General features: G+C 68.9%; 12 protein-coding genes and 1 pseudogene. 5 read left to right on the top strand and 8 right to left on the bottom strand.

Annotation, left to right across the window (positions count from 1 at the left end; genetic code table 11):
* Positions 1-625: pseudogene (locus ACFWFI_RS13880) on the top strand (hypothetical protein); the annotation flags it as partial.
* 121 nt (positions 626-746) lie between these two features.
* On the opposite strand, the gene ACFWFI_RS13875 reads toward ACFWFI_RS13880, so the two are convergent.
* The 8 genes from ACFWFI_RS13875 to eccB form a co-directional block, all read right to left on the bottom strand.
* Positions 747-923: a hypothetical protein gene (locus ACFWFI_RS13875; RefSeq protein ID WP_387388993.1), complete on the bottom strand. Its 177-nt coding sequence runs from the start codon at positions 921-923 to the stop codon at positions 747-749.
* Between the two features lie 90 nt (positions 924-1,013).
* Complete coding sequence (locus tag ACFWFI_RS13870) at positions 1,014-1,139, bottom strand: LPXTG cell wall anchor domain-containing protein (protein WP_387388991.1); 126 nt, start codon at positions 1,137-1,139, stop codon at positions 1,014-1,016.
* A 566-nt stretch (positions 1,140-1,705) separates the two neighbouring features.
* On the bottom strand, positions 1,706-2,005 hold the full coding sequence (locus ACFWFI_RS13865) for a WXG100 family type VII secretion target (protein ID WP_387388987.1): 300 nt from the start codon (positions 2,003-2,005) through the stop codon (positions 1,706-1,708).
* A 66-nt stretch (positions 2,006-2,071) separates the two neighbouring features.
* On the bottom strand, positions 2,072-2,425 hold the full coding sequence (locus ACFWFI_RS13860) for a WXG100 family type VII secretion target (RefSeq protein ID WP_387388985.1): 354 nt from the start codon (positions 2,423-2,425) through the stop codon (positions 2,072-2,074).
* 76 nt (positions 2,426-2,501) lie between these two features.
* Complete coding sequence (locus tag ACFWFI_RS13855; protein WP_387388983.1) at positions 2,502-3,761, bottom strand: S8 family serine peptidase; 1,260 nt, start codon at positions 3,759-3,761, stop codon at positions 2,502-2,504.
* Positions 3,762-5,510: 1,749 nt separating this feature from the next.
* Positions 5,511-5,963, bottom strand: a complete 453-nt coding sequence (locus ACFWFI_RS13850) for a hypothetical protein (RefSeq protein ID WP_387388980.1) — start codon at positions 5,961-5,963, stop codon at positions 5,511-5,513.
* Positions 5,964-6,145: 182 nt separating this feature from the next.
* The gene (gene mycP, locus ACFWFI_RS13845; RefSeq protein ID WP_387388978.1) at positions 6,146-7,405 is read right to left on the bottom strand and encodes a type VII secretion-associated serine protease mycosin; all 1,260 of its coding nucleotides are present in this window, start codon (positions 7,403-7,405) and stop codon (positions 6,146-6,148) included.
* 11 nt (positions 7,406-7,416) lie between these two features.
* The gene (gene eccB / locus ACFWFI_RS13840; protein ID WP_387388976.1) at positions 7,417-8,949 is read right to left on the bottom strand and encodes a type VII secretion protein EccB; all 1,533 of its coding nucleotides are present in this window, start codon (positions 8,947-8,949) and stop codon (positions 7,417-7,419) included.
* Positions 8,950-9,132: 183 nt separating this feature from the next.
* Here eccB and eccE point away from each other — a divergent pair, with 183 nt between their 5' ends.
* The 4 genes from eccE to ACFWFI_RS13820 all read left to right on the top strand — a co-directional run bounded on the left by eccE (position 9,133) and on the right by ACFWFI_RS13820 (position 14,809).
* Positions 9,133-10,473: a type VII secretion protein EccE gene (gene eccE, locus ACFWFI_RS13835; protein ID WP_387388973.1), complete on the top strand. Its 1,341-nt coding sequence runs from the start codon at positions 9,133-9,135 to the stop codon at positions 10,471-10,473.
* Positions 10,470-11,180: a hypothetical protein gene (locus tag ACFWFI_RS13830; protein ID WP_387388971.1), complete on the top strand. Its 711-nt coding sequence runs from the start codon at positions 10,470-10,472 to the stop codon at positions 11,178-11,180. Before eccE ends, ACFWFI_RS13830 begins: the two co-directional genes overlap by 4 nt.
* Positions 11,181-11,260: 80 nt before the next feature.
* Positions 11,261-11,494 (top strand): DUF397 domain-containing protein, encoded by a 234-nt coding sequence (locus ACFWFI_RS13825; protein WP_387388969.1) that lies wholly within the window; start codon positions 11,261-11,263, stop codon positions 11,492-11,494.
* A gap of 354 nt (positions 11,495-11,848) precedes the next feature.
* Complete coding sequence (locus ACFWFI_RS13820) at positions 11,849-14,809, top strand: SCO5717 family growth-regulating ATPase (protein WP_387388968.1); 2,961 nt, start codon at positions 11,849-11,851, stop codon at positions 14,807-14,809.
* The last annotated feature ends 162 nt before the right edge of the window (positions 14,810-14,971 follow it).

Raw genomic sequence — 14,971 nt, 5'->3', positions numbered from 1 at the left:
CCGTCTGGCCGAGGAGATGATCACAGCCGCGCTCGACGCCGGAATTACCGCCTCCTGGGTGACCGGCGACGAAGCCTACGGCCAAGACCCCCAACTCCGCGCCGCGCTCGAGGCACGCGGCGTCGGCCATGTCCTGGCCGTCGCCTGCTCAACCCGGGCGAAGATCAACTACGGCCGCACTTCCGTCCGCGCGGATACCGTCGCCGGCCGCCTGCCCACCACGGCCTGGCACCGCCAGAGCGCCGGAAATGGGGCGAAAGACCCGCGATACTACGACTGGGCCTGGGTCCACATCGGCACCGGTAGCCAGCGGCACCTGCTCGTCCGACGAAACCGCTCCACCGGCGAACTCGCCTTCTACCTGTGCTGGTCACCCACCGCGGTGACGCTGTCCGCACTGGTCCGTGTCGCCGGTGCCCGCTGGAGCGTGGAGGAATGCTTCCAGGCCGCCAAGGGCCAGGTCGGACTCGATCACTACCAGGTCGGCACTGGACCTCATGGCACCGCCACATCACGCTCGCCATGCTCGCCCTGGCCTTCCTGTCCGCCCTCGCCGCCGACGCGGCGCCCGAACGGCCTGCCGATGCACACCAACTTACCCACAGCAGCGATCCGATCACGCTGACAGTCCCGGAAATCCGCCACCTACTCGCTGCCATCTTCAGCTCACCGGCCATGACCGCGACCAGACTGCTCCACTGGTCCAACTGGCGCAGATGCCACCAATCCACAGCTCGACGCAGCCACTACCGACGGCGGACGGCCAGCGAACCCACTGGATAGATCACGAAACCGCACTGGAGTACTAGCTGGCGATTCAGGCGGGCGAGGCGTTCTTGGCGCTGCGACAGACGCATGCCGTTGAGGTAGGTGGCTGCATAGCCGACGAAGGCCAGCGTGATGGTGACGACCACGGTGATCACGGGAGGTGATGCTAGTGAGCGTCATGCTGCTTGCGCTGTTGTTCGGTGCGGCTGGGCCGCCGAGGGTCGCACATGAGGGACTACGGCCAGTCAGGCGGTTCGGCGCTTGCGGGCAAGCGCGAAGGCGCCGCCGCCGAGTACGAGCACTACTGCCACTCCGCCGAGGATCAGACCCAGTTGACTGCTGTCGTCCTTCTCAGTGCTGGAGCCTGCCATGGCCGCGTCCTCAGCCTTGTCTTCCTTCTAGGGCTGCGACGAAGCTGACGCGGAAGCGGCGGGCGAGGCAGTGGAGCCGGACGTCTTCTCCTTGGTGAGAGGGCTGATGTCCGGGGCGCCGGGGGCACCCTTGCCCTTCAGGACGTTCGTGGAAGGCGGATCAGGCCGTGGCCCAGGTACTTGCTGAGCGTGCCCTCGATGCCGTCACCCGTGGCAATCTTCCACATCTCCTCGGCTTGCATTGCGCTGAGTTACCACTGCTTAGATTGCACGTCCGTAGCAAGGGCGGAGGGCGCTGCCCCCGCGAATCCCACGCTCCAGGCAGCGGCCACAGCCATCGCGCTGAGCAGACGCCCTCTTGATCCGAGAGGCATACGACGCGTGCGGGTCCGCATCACCTACTCGGTCACCGGCGTGCGTGACGCCGCACATCCCGCCTCCCCACCGGTCCGGCGCACTGCCAACTCCTGCTGGACGCCAAGGCGTACACGGTGACCTCACGACACAGGTCAGGGTGGGCACCTCCCGTGCGTGCCCACCCTGACCTGTTGGTTGTGCGTCGAGGCTTACTCGAAGTTGGCCCGCGCCCGCTTGTCGCCGGCCTGGTAGGCCGTACCCGCGTCGCGCACCTTGCGAGAGATCTCGGCCAGGGCCGTCTGAATGCCCGTGGCGTCGCGGTCCCAGCCGGCCTGCGCGGTGTCGTACGCCGACTTGGCCTCGCCCACCCAGAGCTCGGACACGCTGGCTACCATCCGCTTGATGGACGCAAGGTCTTCCTGAAGCTGCCTGCCCTGCCGGTCGATGTCACCAGCGGCCTGCTCCAGGCTTGCATAGGTGACAACCATCGTGCCGTCGTTGGTCGGCATACGGTCCTCCAGTTCATTCTAGTTCGAGGTGAAAATCCGTACGTGGCTGTACGGGTACAGCAAGGTTCAGAAGGTGTTCATGGCGGAAGTCTTGGCCTGCGAGCCTTCCGAGTGGCCGGCGACGACGTCGACGCCCTGGAGGGCCTGCTTGATCTCGTCTTCGGTGTTGCCCGAGATCGTCCGGGCCGCCTTGATGGCTTCCTGGAAGTTGACCAGCCGGGTGGCGATGTTGCCCATCTTCAGGTTGATGTCGGCCTGCTTGGCGTTGAACGCGCTGGCGCCGATACCCTTCCAAGCGCCTTCCAGGCTGTCGATCGTCGCCTGGAGCGTCTTCAGCTGACCCTTCACGGAGTCGAACCGCTTGGTGAGCTCGCCCTCGAGCTTGAGCAGCATTTCATCTGAAAGCTTCTGATCTGCCATGGTGCTGGCTTCCTTCCTGGTGCTCTTGTTCGGTCCAGCGTTACCGCCGGGGGTGCATATGAGGAACTACGGTCAGTCAGGCGGTACGGCGCTTGCGGACAAGCGCGAAAGCGCCGCCGCCAAGTACGAGCACTACTGCCACTCCGCCGAGGATCAGGCCCAGTTGACTGCTGTCGTCCTTCTCAGTGCTGGAGCCTGCCATGGCCGCGTCCTCAGCCTTGTCCTTCTTCTCAGGCTGTGACGAAGCTGATGCGGAGGGGGCCGCTGATCCCGCGGAACCGGACGTCTTCTCCTTGGTTAGAGGACTGATGTCCGCCTCCCCCGGATTGCCCGTGCCCTTGAGGATGTTGACGGCCGGGCGAATGATGCCGTGGCCGAGGTAGTTGCTGAGCGTGCCCTTTTCCCAGTCACCACGCCCAGCGGTGTCGAAGAGGACGTTGAGAACCTGGTTGGCGGTCCATTCCGGGTGGGCGGACCAGATCAGGGCGGCGGCGGCTGATGTGATGGCCGTGGCAGCGCTGGTTCCGCCATTTCCCTGGCAATAACGCTCAAAGGTCTCATCGCACCAGAACGGGAGATCGTCACCAGGCGCGGCAATGTCTACGAAATCACCGTGCTGAGAGGTATCGGATACCTTGCCCTGTTTGTCGGTAGCGCCAACACCCACGACTTCCGGGTAGGCTGCCGGATAGATCGCCTTGTTGCCCTTCTCCGCTTCATTGCCCACGGCGGCGAAGAACAACTTGCCCTTACTCTGCGCGTATTTTACCGCTTCAATCTCTCGATCCATTTTGAATTCACTGCCGAACGACATGCTGATGATCTGAGCATCACTGTCAGCAGCAGCTCGAATCGAGTCCGCCGTATCGTACGCGTTCACTGAGTTCTTATCCTGAAACTCAGTGTTGGCAACTCTCATCGGGATGATCTTCACCCCTGGAGCAAGGCCCTGCAAGCCTCCACCCTTGCCCGTACCGGCGATCAACTCGGCCATGGTGGTTCCATGTCCGTCGTAGTCGTCGGTTTCATCGCCGTCGGCGTTCGTAGCATCAAGCCCCTTGAGGACCTGCCCCTCCAACGACGGTGTCGACGAGTTGACGCCGGTGTCGATGACAGCGACCTTGATGCCTTCCCCCGTGGCCGTCTTCCACATTTCTTCGGCATGCATGGGTTCGAGGTACCACTGCTTCGACTGCGTGTCCGCAGCGACCGCAGAGGGAGCAGCCCCCGCAAACCCCACACTAGAGGCAGCGGCCACGGCCATTGTGCCGAGCAGGCGCCCTCTCAATCCGAGAGATGTACGACGCTTCCGGGTCTGGCTCATTCCTGCTGTCATCCTGACTTCCGAACCTTCCCTGTACCTACTCGATCACCGGCGGTGCGACTCCACGCCGGCCGGCCTCCCACGTCTCTCTGTCTTCTGTCAGGTAGTCGGGGCGCTGCGTACCCTCATCCTGGTCTTCGTCTCCGGAGTCCTTGCGACCCGCAGGGCCACGCACAAGACCCGCACCGCCCGCGGTGAAGCCCTTCCCGCCGGCACCGGCCCCCGCACCGCGGGGTGTACCGACAACACCGTTTGTGCTGGGAGTGCCTCGCCCACCGGGCTTGGACGCACCGTTCGTTGCATTGGATCCGACGACACCCCGCTGACCGAATGTGCCAGCCGGGCCGCCCGTTCGTGACGCGCCCCCGGCTCCGATCACCGCGCCGCGCGGGACGCCACCACGAGCTCCCCCACTTGTACCCGCACCAGGGGCGGCGCGCTGCGGGGTGCCGCCCACGATGCCGTTCGCGCGGCCTGCGCGCGGGCCGGTAGAACCGGACGTTGGGTGGCCTGCAGCCATGGGCCTGCCGCCGGTAATGCCGGAGCGACCAGCGGTGGGAGACTGCGGCCCGGAACCTCCACGTCCTGTCCCTGAAGCCGAGCCCCCACTCATGGGCGAAGGACGTCCCACAGGGGGTCCGGAGCGGCCGTTCGCAGTGGAGCCGCCCCCCGTGGGGCCACTCGTTCTGGCAGCGCCACTCCCTGTCTGGCCAACAGCTCTGGGCGCGCCTGTTGGTCCCTGGAGTCCTCTCGAGCTGGCTGTCACGGGGTTCACGAAGCCGGTCGCCAGGGGCGGATTCGTCCCCCCCGTTACGGCAGGACTCGTAGTCGGTTGCGTCGAAGGTGTATTTGGAGCGGTCACCGGGGCCGGCGGAGTGGCAACGCTATTGATCTCTGTTGACGTGCTCCTGTCCGGGACAGGTGCCACCGCAACGGGTGCCTCAAAGCCATTGCCGCTTGCGGCTGACCCCTGGCTACCAGTCACCGCGTGCCGCGTAACACCCTCGGCGCCCCCGCTGCCCGACGACTCGGAACCTGACGACGAAGAGGAGCCCGGCTCCTCCAGTCCGCCCCTATCTTCCGACGGCCGCGGCATCGCCACATCGAGCTTCTTCTCGAACCGCGGCGGCTCCTGCGCCGCCAGCGTCTCCTCGGAGACCGCGTAATACGAAGCCAGCCGGTTCGCCTGGTTGATGGCCTCCTGGCGGTCCTTCTCGACCTTCACCGCCGCCGCGTACTCCGCGTTGCCCTCGACCCGCTTCGGGGCCTCGACCTCGTCGGGGGACTTACGGCTCAGGCGGGTGTCGCGGGGAGGGAGGGAGTTGCGGACCGAGGCGAGGCCCGTGCCCGCGACGGTGATCTGCGTCCCTGCCGTGTCCGCGAAGTCACTCAGCTTCTCGGCATGTGTGGCCAGGCCGTTGCCCCAGTCACGAAAGGCTCTTTCCGACTCGCCCTCCCAGTCGACTGCCTTGATGGAGTCCTTCAGTTCCTGCGCCGCGACCTTGAGCGCGTCCCTGGCCTTCCAGAGCGCACCCCCCGCCTCCTCGAGCTGCTCCGGATTGGAGTTCTCGATCAGGTCGATCATCGCGTTGAGCTCGTGGCCCTCGAAGGAAGTCCGTCCCGCGGAACCCGAGCCCCCGAAACTGAACACGTCCTGCACCACACGGGTGACGTCCGTGACGAGCAGTTGCCCGTTGACACGTCCCTCGTCCTGCTTCTGCTGTTCGGCGGGAGTCAGTTCCGGCTGCTTGTCGTCGCTCATCAGCTATCACCCAAGTCGTCGTAGGCAGAGCCGGTCTTGCTGTCGGAACGCGGCTGCTCAGGCTTGGCCGTCTTCTCGGCCTGCGCCTTCTCGCGCTCCGTGTCCAGACGGGTCTGGATCTCGTGGAAGTGCCGCCGCGTGTCGTCGTCCACGTTGTCGAAGCCGACGGCCGCCGCGTGCACTCCGAGGTTCAGGTACTCGATCTGGTCGCCCAGCGACTTCGAAAGCGTGACTAGCGACTCGTGGACACGGTTGTACTGGGTGTAGAGCCCATCCGCTTCCGCGAAGCACGCATTCTGGCCACTCAAGGAGGAACGCGACACCGTCTGTGCCGCGACCTTCGACTTGCCGGCCGGTGAACTCTCGAGGTCTGCCAGCAACGCGTTGACGCTCTTCTGGAACTTCTCCAGGGCGCCTACACCCTTCCGGAGGTTCCCTTTTCCTTCGGTCACGTTGCTGCCCTTCCCCGATTCCCCGTTTGCACAGTCCGTTTCGCGTTGCTATCGCACCCGCGTGAACAGCACTGGCCCCATAACATCACTCTAGCCAATGGCACTGACATGACCAACTGTCTTGTCCATCACGTGACTTCCGGAAGCCACTCACCGTCCGGACGCCATGAACCGCTCGGTCGTCATGAACCGCTCGGTCGACCCAGCCGCCTCTGCCTGTCGCGCACGGCCACGGCCGCACCCGCGATGGCGGCGACCAGGACTCCCCCGCCCACCACGACGTACGTCGCGAGCCGGGCGTTGCGTTCGTCCGCGGTCTCGCCCAGGTGGATCGCGGCGGGGACCGGTGCCTCGCCCTTGCTCACGCCCTCGTTTGCCACCGGCTTCTCGATGGGCTTGTCGTCCTCGGTCAAGGCGCGCACCGGGTCGATGACGCCCCATCCGACCAGCCGGTCGCGGCCCGCGACCGAGCGTTCCGCCGTCTGCTCGATCTGGGCGACGATCTGCTCCTGCGTCCAGTCCTTGTGCTTGGCCTTGATGAGGGCCGCGACTCCCGCGACGTACGGGGCCGAGAAGCTGGTCCCGTTGTCGGAGCAGTGTCCCCCGCCGGGAACCGTGGAGATCATGTCCACGCCAGGAGCCGCGACGCCCACGTCGCCTGACTGGGAGAAGGCCGCGCGTTCGTTGTTGCGGTCCGACGCGCCCACGGACAGGACACCCTCGTACGAGGCCGGATAGGTCTTCTTGACGTTGCCGCCCAGCCCGTCGTTGCCGGCGGAGGCGACGATCACGATCTCCTTGGCCAGGGCGGCGTCCACCGCCTGCTCCAGGAGGGCCGTGGGCTTGACCGCGTCGGCCGTGTCCTGGGAGATGTTGATGACGTTCGCCCTGCCCTGCCCGGCGGCGTAGTTGATGGCGTCTGCCAGCGTCTCCGCTGTCCCGTGGCCCTCGGCGTCGTTCTGCTGGATGGGGATGATCGTCGCGTCGGGAGCGAGGCCGGTGAAGCCGGTGCCCTTCGCCTCGCGCGCGGCGATGATGCCGGCGACCTTGGTGCCGTGGCCAACCACGTCGGTGGTGCCGTTCTCCTTGCCGCGCTCGATCTTGTTGCCGCTCTCGTCCTTGAGGTTCTTCGGCAGGTAGTTGCGGCCGCTCCCGGCATCCACGGCCTTCGTGAGCTGTGGGTTCTTGATGTCGACACCGGTGTCGATGACCGCCACCCGTACGCCCTTGCCGGTGGACTGCTCCCACAGTTCGTCCAGCAGCACACGTTGGAGTGCCCAGGGCCGGCCCGTGTACATCTTCGATTCCGGGCCGAAGGTGCACTGGGTGGAGTCGTCCGCGGCTGCGGGCAGCACCGGCATCGTGACGAGGAGGACGGCGGTGGCCGCCCCGGTCGTCAGCAGGCGCCGGCTGAAAGAGCGGAGAGAGGAGTTCGTGGTCACGTGGTCGCTCCTCACGAACCCTGCGGCTGGCGCGCGGCGCCGGTCGACAGGCGGGGGCCCGTCGGCAGGAAGGCGGACCAGGCGGCGGGGACGGGCGCGGGATCGACGTCCTTGTACCCGAGTTGGCTCTGCGCCTGCTGTGCCTCCTGTTGCCTCTGCTCCCGCTCCTCCTTCGTGCCGGATTCACCGATGCCGGAGTCGTCCTGCACGCTGTCGCCGTTGGACTGCATGGCATAGCGCAGACCGGTGTCCGTCACCAGGAAGAGAGGACCGGACTCCGGGCTGGCGCCCTTGAACTGCCGGAAGAGCTGGCCGGATCCAGGTGTGACGTAGGCGCTGCTGGAGCCGGTGGGGAGGGTGGCGGGAAAGCCCGTGCCGGCCCAGGTGCTGAGCGTGCTGGCGCCGCCCTTGTCCGAGACGCCGCGCAGGACGTTGCACACGGTGTTGCGGCTTCCGCTCGACGTGCTCGCGGAGTTGACGGTCGTCGGCGCGTTCGCCGGCCAGTCCGCCTCCTGCCCGAACGCCTTACCGGGCTCGAACGCTCCGGCGCTGACGTCCTTCGCCTTGCCGTCCTGATCGAGGTTCACCAGTGCGCGGCTGCTGAGCAGGAGTTTGGCGACGAAGTCGGAGACCGGGGCGACCCGGCCCGGCAGGACCACGTACTGCTGGGTCCTGGTGCCGGAGCTCGCCGCGAGGACCATGCCCACCTTGTTGTCCTCGGGCTGAAGCTTCCCCGAAACACCCGCGTCGGTACCGGGAGTTCCCTCGATGGCCGGGAAGGTGACCTCGTCCCCCATGTGCAGCGTCGCGAGCCAGTCGGCGGACACCCGCTGAGGGGCACGTCCCCCGTCGACCAGGGTGCGCAGCAGCAGTTCGTCGTTCCCCACCGCGTACGCCTTGCCCGTGGCGTCCACGATGTAGCGGGTGCTTTCCGGTCCAGGGCCCTCGACGTACATCACCTCGCCGCCCTGCAACTTGCTCGCGCCTTCGGTCTTCTTCTGCTCACGCTCCGCGAAGACGAACGCAGCCTTCTGGATGGCCCTGCCGCCCTCTCCGGGCCGCTCGCAGACCGCCCACCGCTTCGTGGAGCCGGCTTCGGCCTTGTCGGGCAGACGGTCCGGGGCGTACGGGATGCCGAGCGTCGCGCCGTGCGGGATCTTTCCGCTGTCGAGGACCGATTCGTCGACGTTGATGACCTTGCCCTTGTCCGGGGCGAGGAGGAGCTTGGCGCTGGACATGTTCAGCACCGGGTGGAGCTGCGTCTTGCCGTCGGTCTTCAAAACCACGTACCTGGTGGTGGACTTGCTGGCGATGATGACGTTCTCGTAGGGGGTGTCCCACTTCTGGGGTGCCACGGGCTTGAACATCCCCCAGGCTCCGAACACCGCCAGGACGACCACGCCGACGATCGCTCCGGGCACCACGGCGCGAAGAGGTCGTGGCGCGCCCTCTTCGGAACCGGAAGGGTGGGGCTGCAGGAACTGTGCGACCAACCTCCGCTTCGCGAAGGTGTAGGCATTGAGTTCGTCCCGCCGTGATGCCATGTGCGCGCTGCCCCTTCTCCCCAGTGGGCGACCAGGTTCCCACACCCTCCGCGGGCCGCTGCCCCCGACCGGGACCCCTACTATGCCTGTTGGCACTTGGCTCTCACCGCTCAGGTAGGGTGATCGCCCGATCAACGCCCGTAAAAAAAACGGTGAATACGGACACGAGGGGGCAACGCGGCGATGGGTGCAGCGACGGGGGAGCGCACGAGGCGGTCCGCCCACCGAACGCCAGGCCCTTCCCGGCGGCAACGCAGCAACGGGTCGGACGGCACAGCTCCCCATCAGTCGGCGGACGCCCCTGCGGCGACCACTCTCCATTCGATCTCCAGGACCGGCCGAGTCGGACCCGCGCTGCGGCAGATGGTGCTCGTCGAGGCGGCCCTGGCAGTCGCCGTGGTGGGTGCCGCGCTCGGTGGTGCGTGGATGATCCCCGCCGGTGTGATCGCCTCCCTGCTGATTCTCCTCGCGGTGGTACGCCGCCGGGGCCGGGCCGTGCAGGACTGGCTGTCGACCGTGTCGTCCCTCCGCCGTCGCAAGCGGACCGCCGAGGCGCCCCCCGCCGAGACGGAGCCGCAACTGGCCCCGGTGGCGGAGAACGTGCCGGGATTCGCTCCGTACATCTATGTGGACGGCGCCCGCCGCACGGTGGGCATGGTCGGGGACGGCACGTTCCTGACCGCGGTCGTACGGGTCGAGGCGAGCGGTGAGTCGCTCCGCCAGGCAATGGGGGCACGGGCGCTTCCGCTGTCGCTCCTGGGTGACGCGCTCGCGGTGGACGACATCGTGCTGGAGTCCGCGCAGCTCGTGCAGCAGGTACGGCCCGCTCCCGCGCCGCATCTGCCGGAGCGGTCGGTTGCCCGGCTGTCGTACGCCCCCCTCCAGGACCGGACCGGGGCGCCCGCACTGCGGATGACCTGGGTGGCCGTCAAGCTGGATCCGGAGCTGTGCCGTGAGGCCGTGGACGCCCGTGGCGGCGGCATCGGAGGGGCTCAGCGCTGCCTGGTGCGGGTCGCGGACCATGTGGCGAGCAGGATCACGGGCGCGGGGTTCCGCGCCGCGGTGCTGGACCAGGACGAGCTGAACTCCGCCGTGGCGACGTCCGCGTGTGCCAACCCCATCCTGTCGGCACGTGCCGGACGCCCGGACGCCGCGCCGCAGCGGCGGACGACGGAGACGACGCGGGTCTGGCGCTGCGACGACCGCTGGCACACCACCTACGCGGTGGACCGCTGGCCCGAGCTGGGCCGGGGAGCCACTCCCCTCCCGCGGCTGGTCGCGCTGCTGACCTCGGTCCCCGCGTACGCGACGACGTTCAGCCTGACGGTGCGCCGCGGTGCGCACCAGGGTCACATGTCCGTGCGCGGACACGTACGGATCACCGGCGGCTCCGACACCGAACTGGTCGGAGTACGAAGGACATTGGAGCAGGCGGCACGGCACGCCGAGGTCGGCCTCGTACGGCTGGACCGCGAGCAGCTGCCGGGTGTCCTGGCCACGCTCCCGCTGGGAGGCGCGCAGTGACGAAGCACATCGCTCCGAGGCGGGGGCTGCTGGGCCCCCGCCATGCCGGCCACACCCTGGCCGCGGACCACCTGGGCGCGCTGTCGCTGCCGGTGGGGGACGACGGCGTGATCATCGGCGACGACGCCGAAGGACGCCCGCAGATGATCGGGTTCCACCGGCCTGCGCCGTACGACGTCCTGTTGATCGGGGGCCTGTGGACCGCGCAGGTACTGGCCCTGCGCGCGGCGGGTACCGGTGCGCGGGTGGCGGTCGAGACGGGCCGCACCCAGGCGTGGACCACGCTGGCCCAGGCCGCGGGCGCCGGCCTCGAGTGCATCTCGCTCCACGATGTGGGCCGGGTCCCGCCGACCGGAGCGACCGTCGGCAGCCCGGTGGTGGTGGTGCGCGACTGCGGCATGCGTCCGCCCCGCGGCCGGGTGGTGTCCTCGCCGTGGCAGTCGGTGCTGACACTGCTGCCCTATCTGAGCCCGGTGGCGCCCAGGTTGATGCGGGCGGCGACGCTGGTCGGTATTCAGCGGGTCTCGCCCGCCGAGGCGGAGCAGATCGGCAGGATCCTGGGGCTCGCACGTACCGAGAGCGAGGCCCTGCCCACCCTGGCGGACGGTGTCACGCTCTGGGTGGCGGGCCGGGAACGCCACTGGGTGATGACCAGCGCGACGGATGTCGAGACCGGACTGCTCGGTACCGCCCGCAGGATGGACTGAATCCCCGTTTGCTCCCCGGACCCGCCGCTTTTCAGGATCATGGCGAGGGAACGGATCGGTTCGACCGAAGGGACGTGCGCATGGGCACCCAGCAGGAAAAGGACGAGCTCTACGCTCTCGACATCTCGGATGTGGAGTGGCTGAGCGCACCCGGTACGGAGAACGTCGAGGAACGGGTCGAGATCGCCCACCTCCCCGATGGTGCGGTCGCCATGCGCTCGTCCCTTGATCCGGAGACCGTGCTGCGTTACACGGAGGCCGAGTGGCGCGCGTTCGTGCTGGGCGCGCGGGACGGCGAGTTCGACCTCCGGTAGGCAACTGCACGGTGGCGGAGGGCGGCTGTCCGGGACTGCCGCCCTCTCACTGTGTCCGGCCACGTCCCGGTGTGCGACGAATAGCCCACTTCTGCATGTTCCGCCGCACTCGTCTCCATGTTCCGCCGCGCACGCTTCGCTCCGGGACCGCGCGTGACCTACGGGACAGTTGCCGCGGGCGATACGGCCTGCCGTAGTGCGCCCCATGGCGATTAGGGTGGGTAGGGGCGCGGCAGAGGAACCTGCGGGCAGGCACTGCGCGTCGCAAGGGGGAGAGCCGGGCGGACCGGACGACGGGAACGGTCGCCCCCACCCACCACGGCACAAGGGTGCTCGACCACACCAGGAGGCAAAGTGAACGGCGATCGGGACGAGATCAGCGGGGGATGGAACACGCCCGTCGACGAGTCGTCCGACGCGGATCCCGCCGAGATGACGGGTGAGTTCACCATCGACTACACCCCGCCCGCCTGGTACACGCAGAACGCGCCGGGTGACTCGTCGGGAGGAGCGGGGTCGCACCTGGCACCGCCTCCGCCGCCGCAGGGGGCGCCGTTGCCCGTACCGGGGCCGCCGGCCTCCGGCGGATTCGAGACCGGCTGGCGGCCGGCTCCGGCAGCGCCGTCCGAAGCGGCGTCGGACTCCTCGTCCGAGCCGCCCCCGCCCTCCTTCGAGCCCACTCCCCCGCCGCCGCCTTCGGCTTCCCCTGTGCCCGGCTCCGAGGAGCCGGACGCCGGGAACGACGCATCGGGTCCGTTCGGTGGCGGCGATGTGGAGAGCGGCGCGACCATGCGGTTCTCACCGGCCGCGCTGAAGCAGGAGATCGCCGAGCGCGAGGCGGCCAAGGCCGAGGCCGGGGCCGGGTCGGCGGAACCCGGTTCCGACTTTTCCGCCTTGCCGACGCCGCCGGTCGACCCGTCCGAGGACGAGGGCAAGGGCAAGGGCGAGGGCGAAGGCAAGGGCGAGGACCCGGCCGGTCCGGTGAGCGAAGAGGACTCCGAGGACGGCGACGGGCTCGCCGCGCCGGAGTCGGACCAGGCGCGGGAACCCGTGCGGGCAGCTGACGACGAGCCGGAGACGGACGACGGCCTGACCGACGAGCCCGTGGGCTCCGTGACGGACGCGGCCCCCCAGGACGCGGCGCCGACCGCCGACGCGTCCCCCGCCGACGCGCCCCAGGGCGCCGCTCCGTCGAACGCACCGGCCCCGTGGTCTCCGGCGCCGCCCTCACAGGGCGCGCTTCCGCCGCTGCCGCCCGCCTTCCAGCCGGCCGCGCCGCAGCCGAGCGCACCTCAGCCCGTGCCGCAGTGGCCCGCGCAGCAGCCCGCTCAGGCCGCCGAGGCCCCGGGCGGCTACGGATTCCCGCAGCCCCCCACGCCGCCGCCCGCGCAGCCGTCTCCGCCGGCGCCCCAGCAGCCGGTCCAGCCCAACGCGCCCGCACCGCAAGGAGGTTACGGGTTCCCGCAGGCACCGCAGCAGGGCGGTTACGGGTTCCCCCAGGCACCCCAGCAGGGGGATTACGGATTCCCCCAGGCACCCCAGCAGGGGGGTTACGGATTCCCCCAGGCACCGCAGCCGCAACTGCCGGCCCAGGGCTCGCCCCAACTTCCCCCGGCGGCACAGCCTCAGGGCGGGTACGGGTTCCCTGCTCCGCAGACCGGCCAGCCGCCGCAGTTCCCCGCGCAGGGGGCCCCGCTCCCTCCGCAGATCCCTCAGCAGTCGGCCCATGGCACGCCGAACCTGCCCGCGCCGCAGCAGCCGCAGCAGCCCGAGGCCTACCAGCCGCAGCCGCCCGCACCCCAGGCCCCGCCCGTCGACCCCCGCACCGGGTCCGCCTGGCCGACGCCGGTCACCCATGACCAGCGCGAGCGCTCCGTGCCGGGCGCCCCGCTCGGTTACACGGCCGCCGTGGAGCTGTCCTCGGACCGGCTGGTCCGGGGCAAGCAGAAGGCCAAGAGCAGCCGCACGCCTTCCCCTGCCTCCCGCTTCAAGCTGGGCGGGAAGAAGGAGGAGATCGAGCGGCAGCGCAAGCTGGACCTGATCCGCACGCCGGTGCTGTCGTGCTACCGGATCGCGGTCATCAGCCTCAAGGGCGGGGTGGGCAAGACCACGACGACCACCGCGCTCGGCTCGACCCTGGCCACCGAGCGGCAGGACAAGATCCTCGCCATCGACGCCAACCCGGACGCCGGCACGCTCGGCCGACGGGTGCGCCGCGAGACCGGTGCCACCATCCGCGACCTGGTCCAGGCGATCCCGTACCTCAACTCGTACATGGACATCCGCCGCTTCACCTCGCAGGCGCCCTCCGGTCTGGAGATCCTCGCCAACGACGTGGACCCTGCCGTCTCCACGGCCTTCAACGACGAGGACTACCGCCGGGCGATCGACGTCCTGGGCAAGCAGTACCCGATCATCCTCACCGACTCGGGCACCGGCCTGCTCTACAGCGCGATGCGGGGTGTGCTGGACCTCGCCGACCAGCTGATCATCATCTCGACGCCGTCCGTCGACGGCGCGTCCAGTGCGTCCACCACGCTGGACTGGCTGTCGGCGCACGGCTACGCGGAACTGGTGCAGCGTTCGCTGACAGTCATCTCGGGTGTCCGCGAGACCGGGAAGATGATCAAGGTCGACGACATCGTGCAGCACTTCGAGACCCGCTGCCGCGGCGTGGTGGTCGTACCGTTCGACGAGCACCTTTCGGCGGGTGCCGAGGTCGACCTCGACATGATGCGCCCGAAGACCCGCGAGGCCTACTTCAACCTCTCCGCGCTCGTCGCGGAGGACTTCCAGCGGGCCCAGCAGCAGCAGGGGCTGTGGACGGCGGACGGCAGCAATCCGCCGCCGCAGTTCGCCCCGCCGATGCCGGGACAGCAGACACCCGGTCAGCAGGTGCCCGGCCAGCAGCAGTACGCGCCTCAGCCCGGTCAGCCGTACCCGGGACAGCAGTACCCCGGGCAGCCGTACCCCGCGCAGCCGCAGCAGCCGTACCCACCCCAGCAGCCGTACGGGGGACAACAGCCTTACGGCGGGCAGCAGCCGTACGGGGGACAGCAGCAGCCGCCCCAGCAGGCCGCCGCGCCGCAGCAGCCGTACCAGCCGCACCCCGGCCCGGGCGCGCAGAACAACGCCTGGCAGCAGTCGCCGCCCTCCCAGGCGCAGCCCGGCGGGAGTCCGGCCGGACCGCCTCAGCCGCCCGCGCAACACGATGGCCAGGCACATCAGTCCGGACAGCCCGAACTGCAAGGCCCCGTTCCGCCTGCGGGCTGGCAGCAGTACCCCCCGCAGCCGCCGCCGGCGCCTCAGCAGTAAGGCAGTAGAGGTCTAAACCAATGAGGGCCCGCACCGTTCACACGGTGCGGGCCCTCATCGCATTCCCGCAGACCACACGCGGTTTGGCGGACCGTTGACGCGACTCGACCGCCGCTGATAAACCTTCGCTTCACCAGCTGGCGAACCAGAGATCTGCCCGCC

The organism is Streptomyces sp. NPDC060209 (assembly GCF_042728155.1).
Classification (GTDB): domain Bacteria; phylum Actinomycetota; class Actinomycetes; order Streptomycetales; family Streptomycetaceae; genus Streptomyces.
Note: the sequence above shows the minus strand (reverse complement) of the source record. Positions and strands in the feature narration are given on the sequence as shown.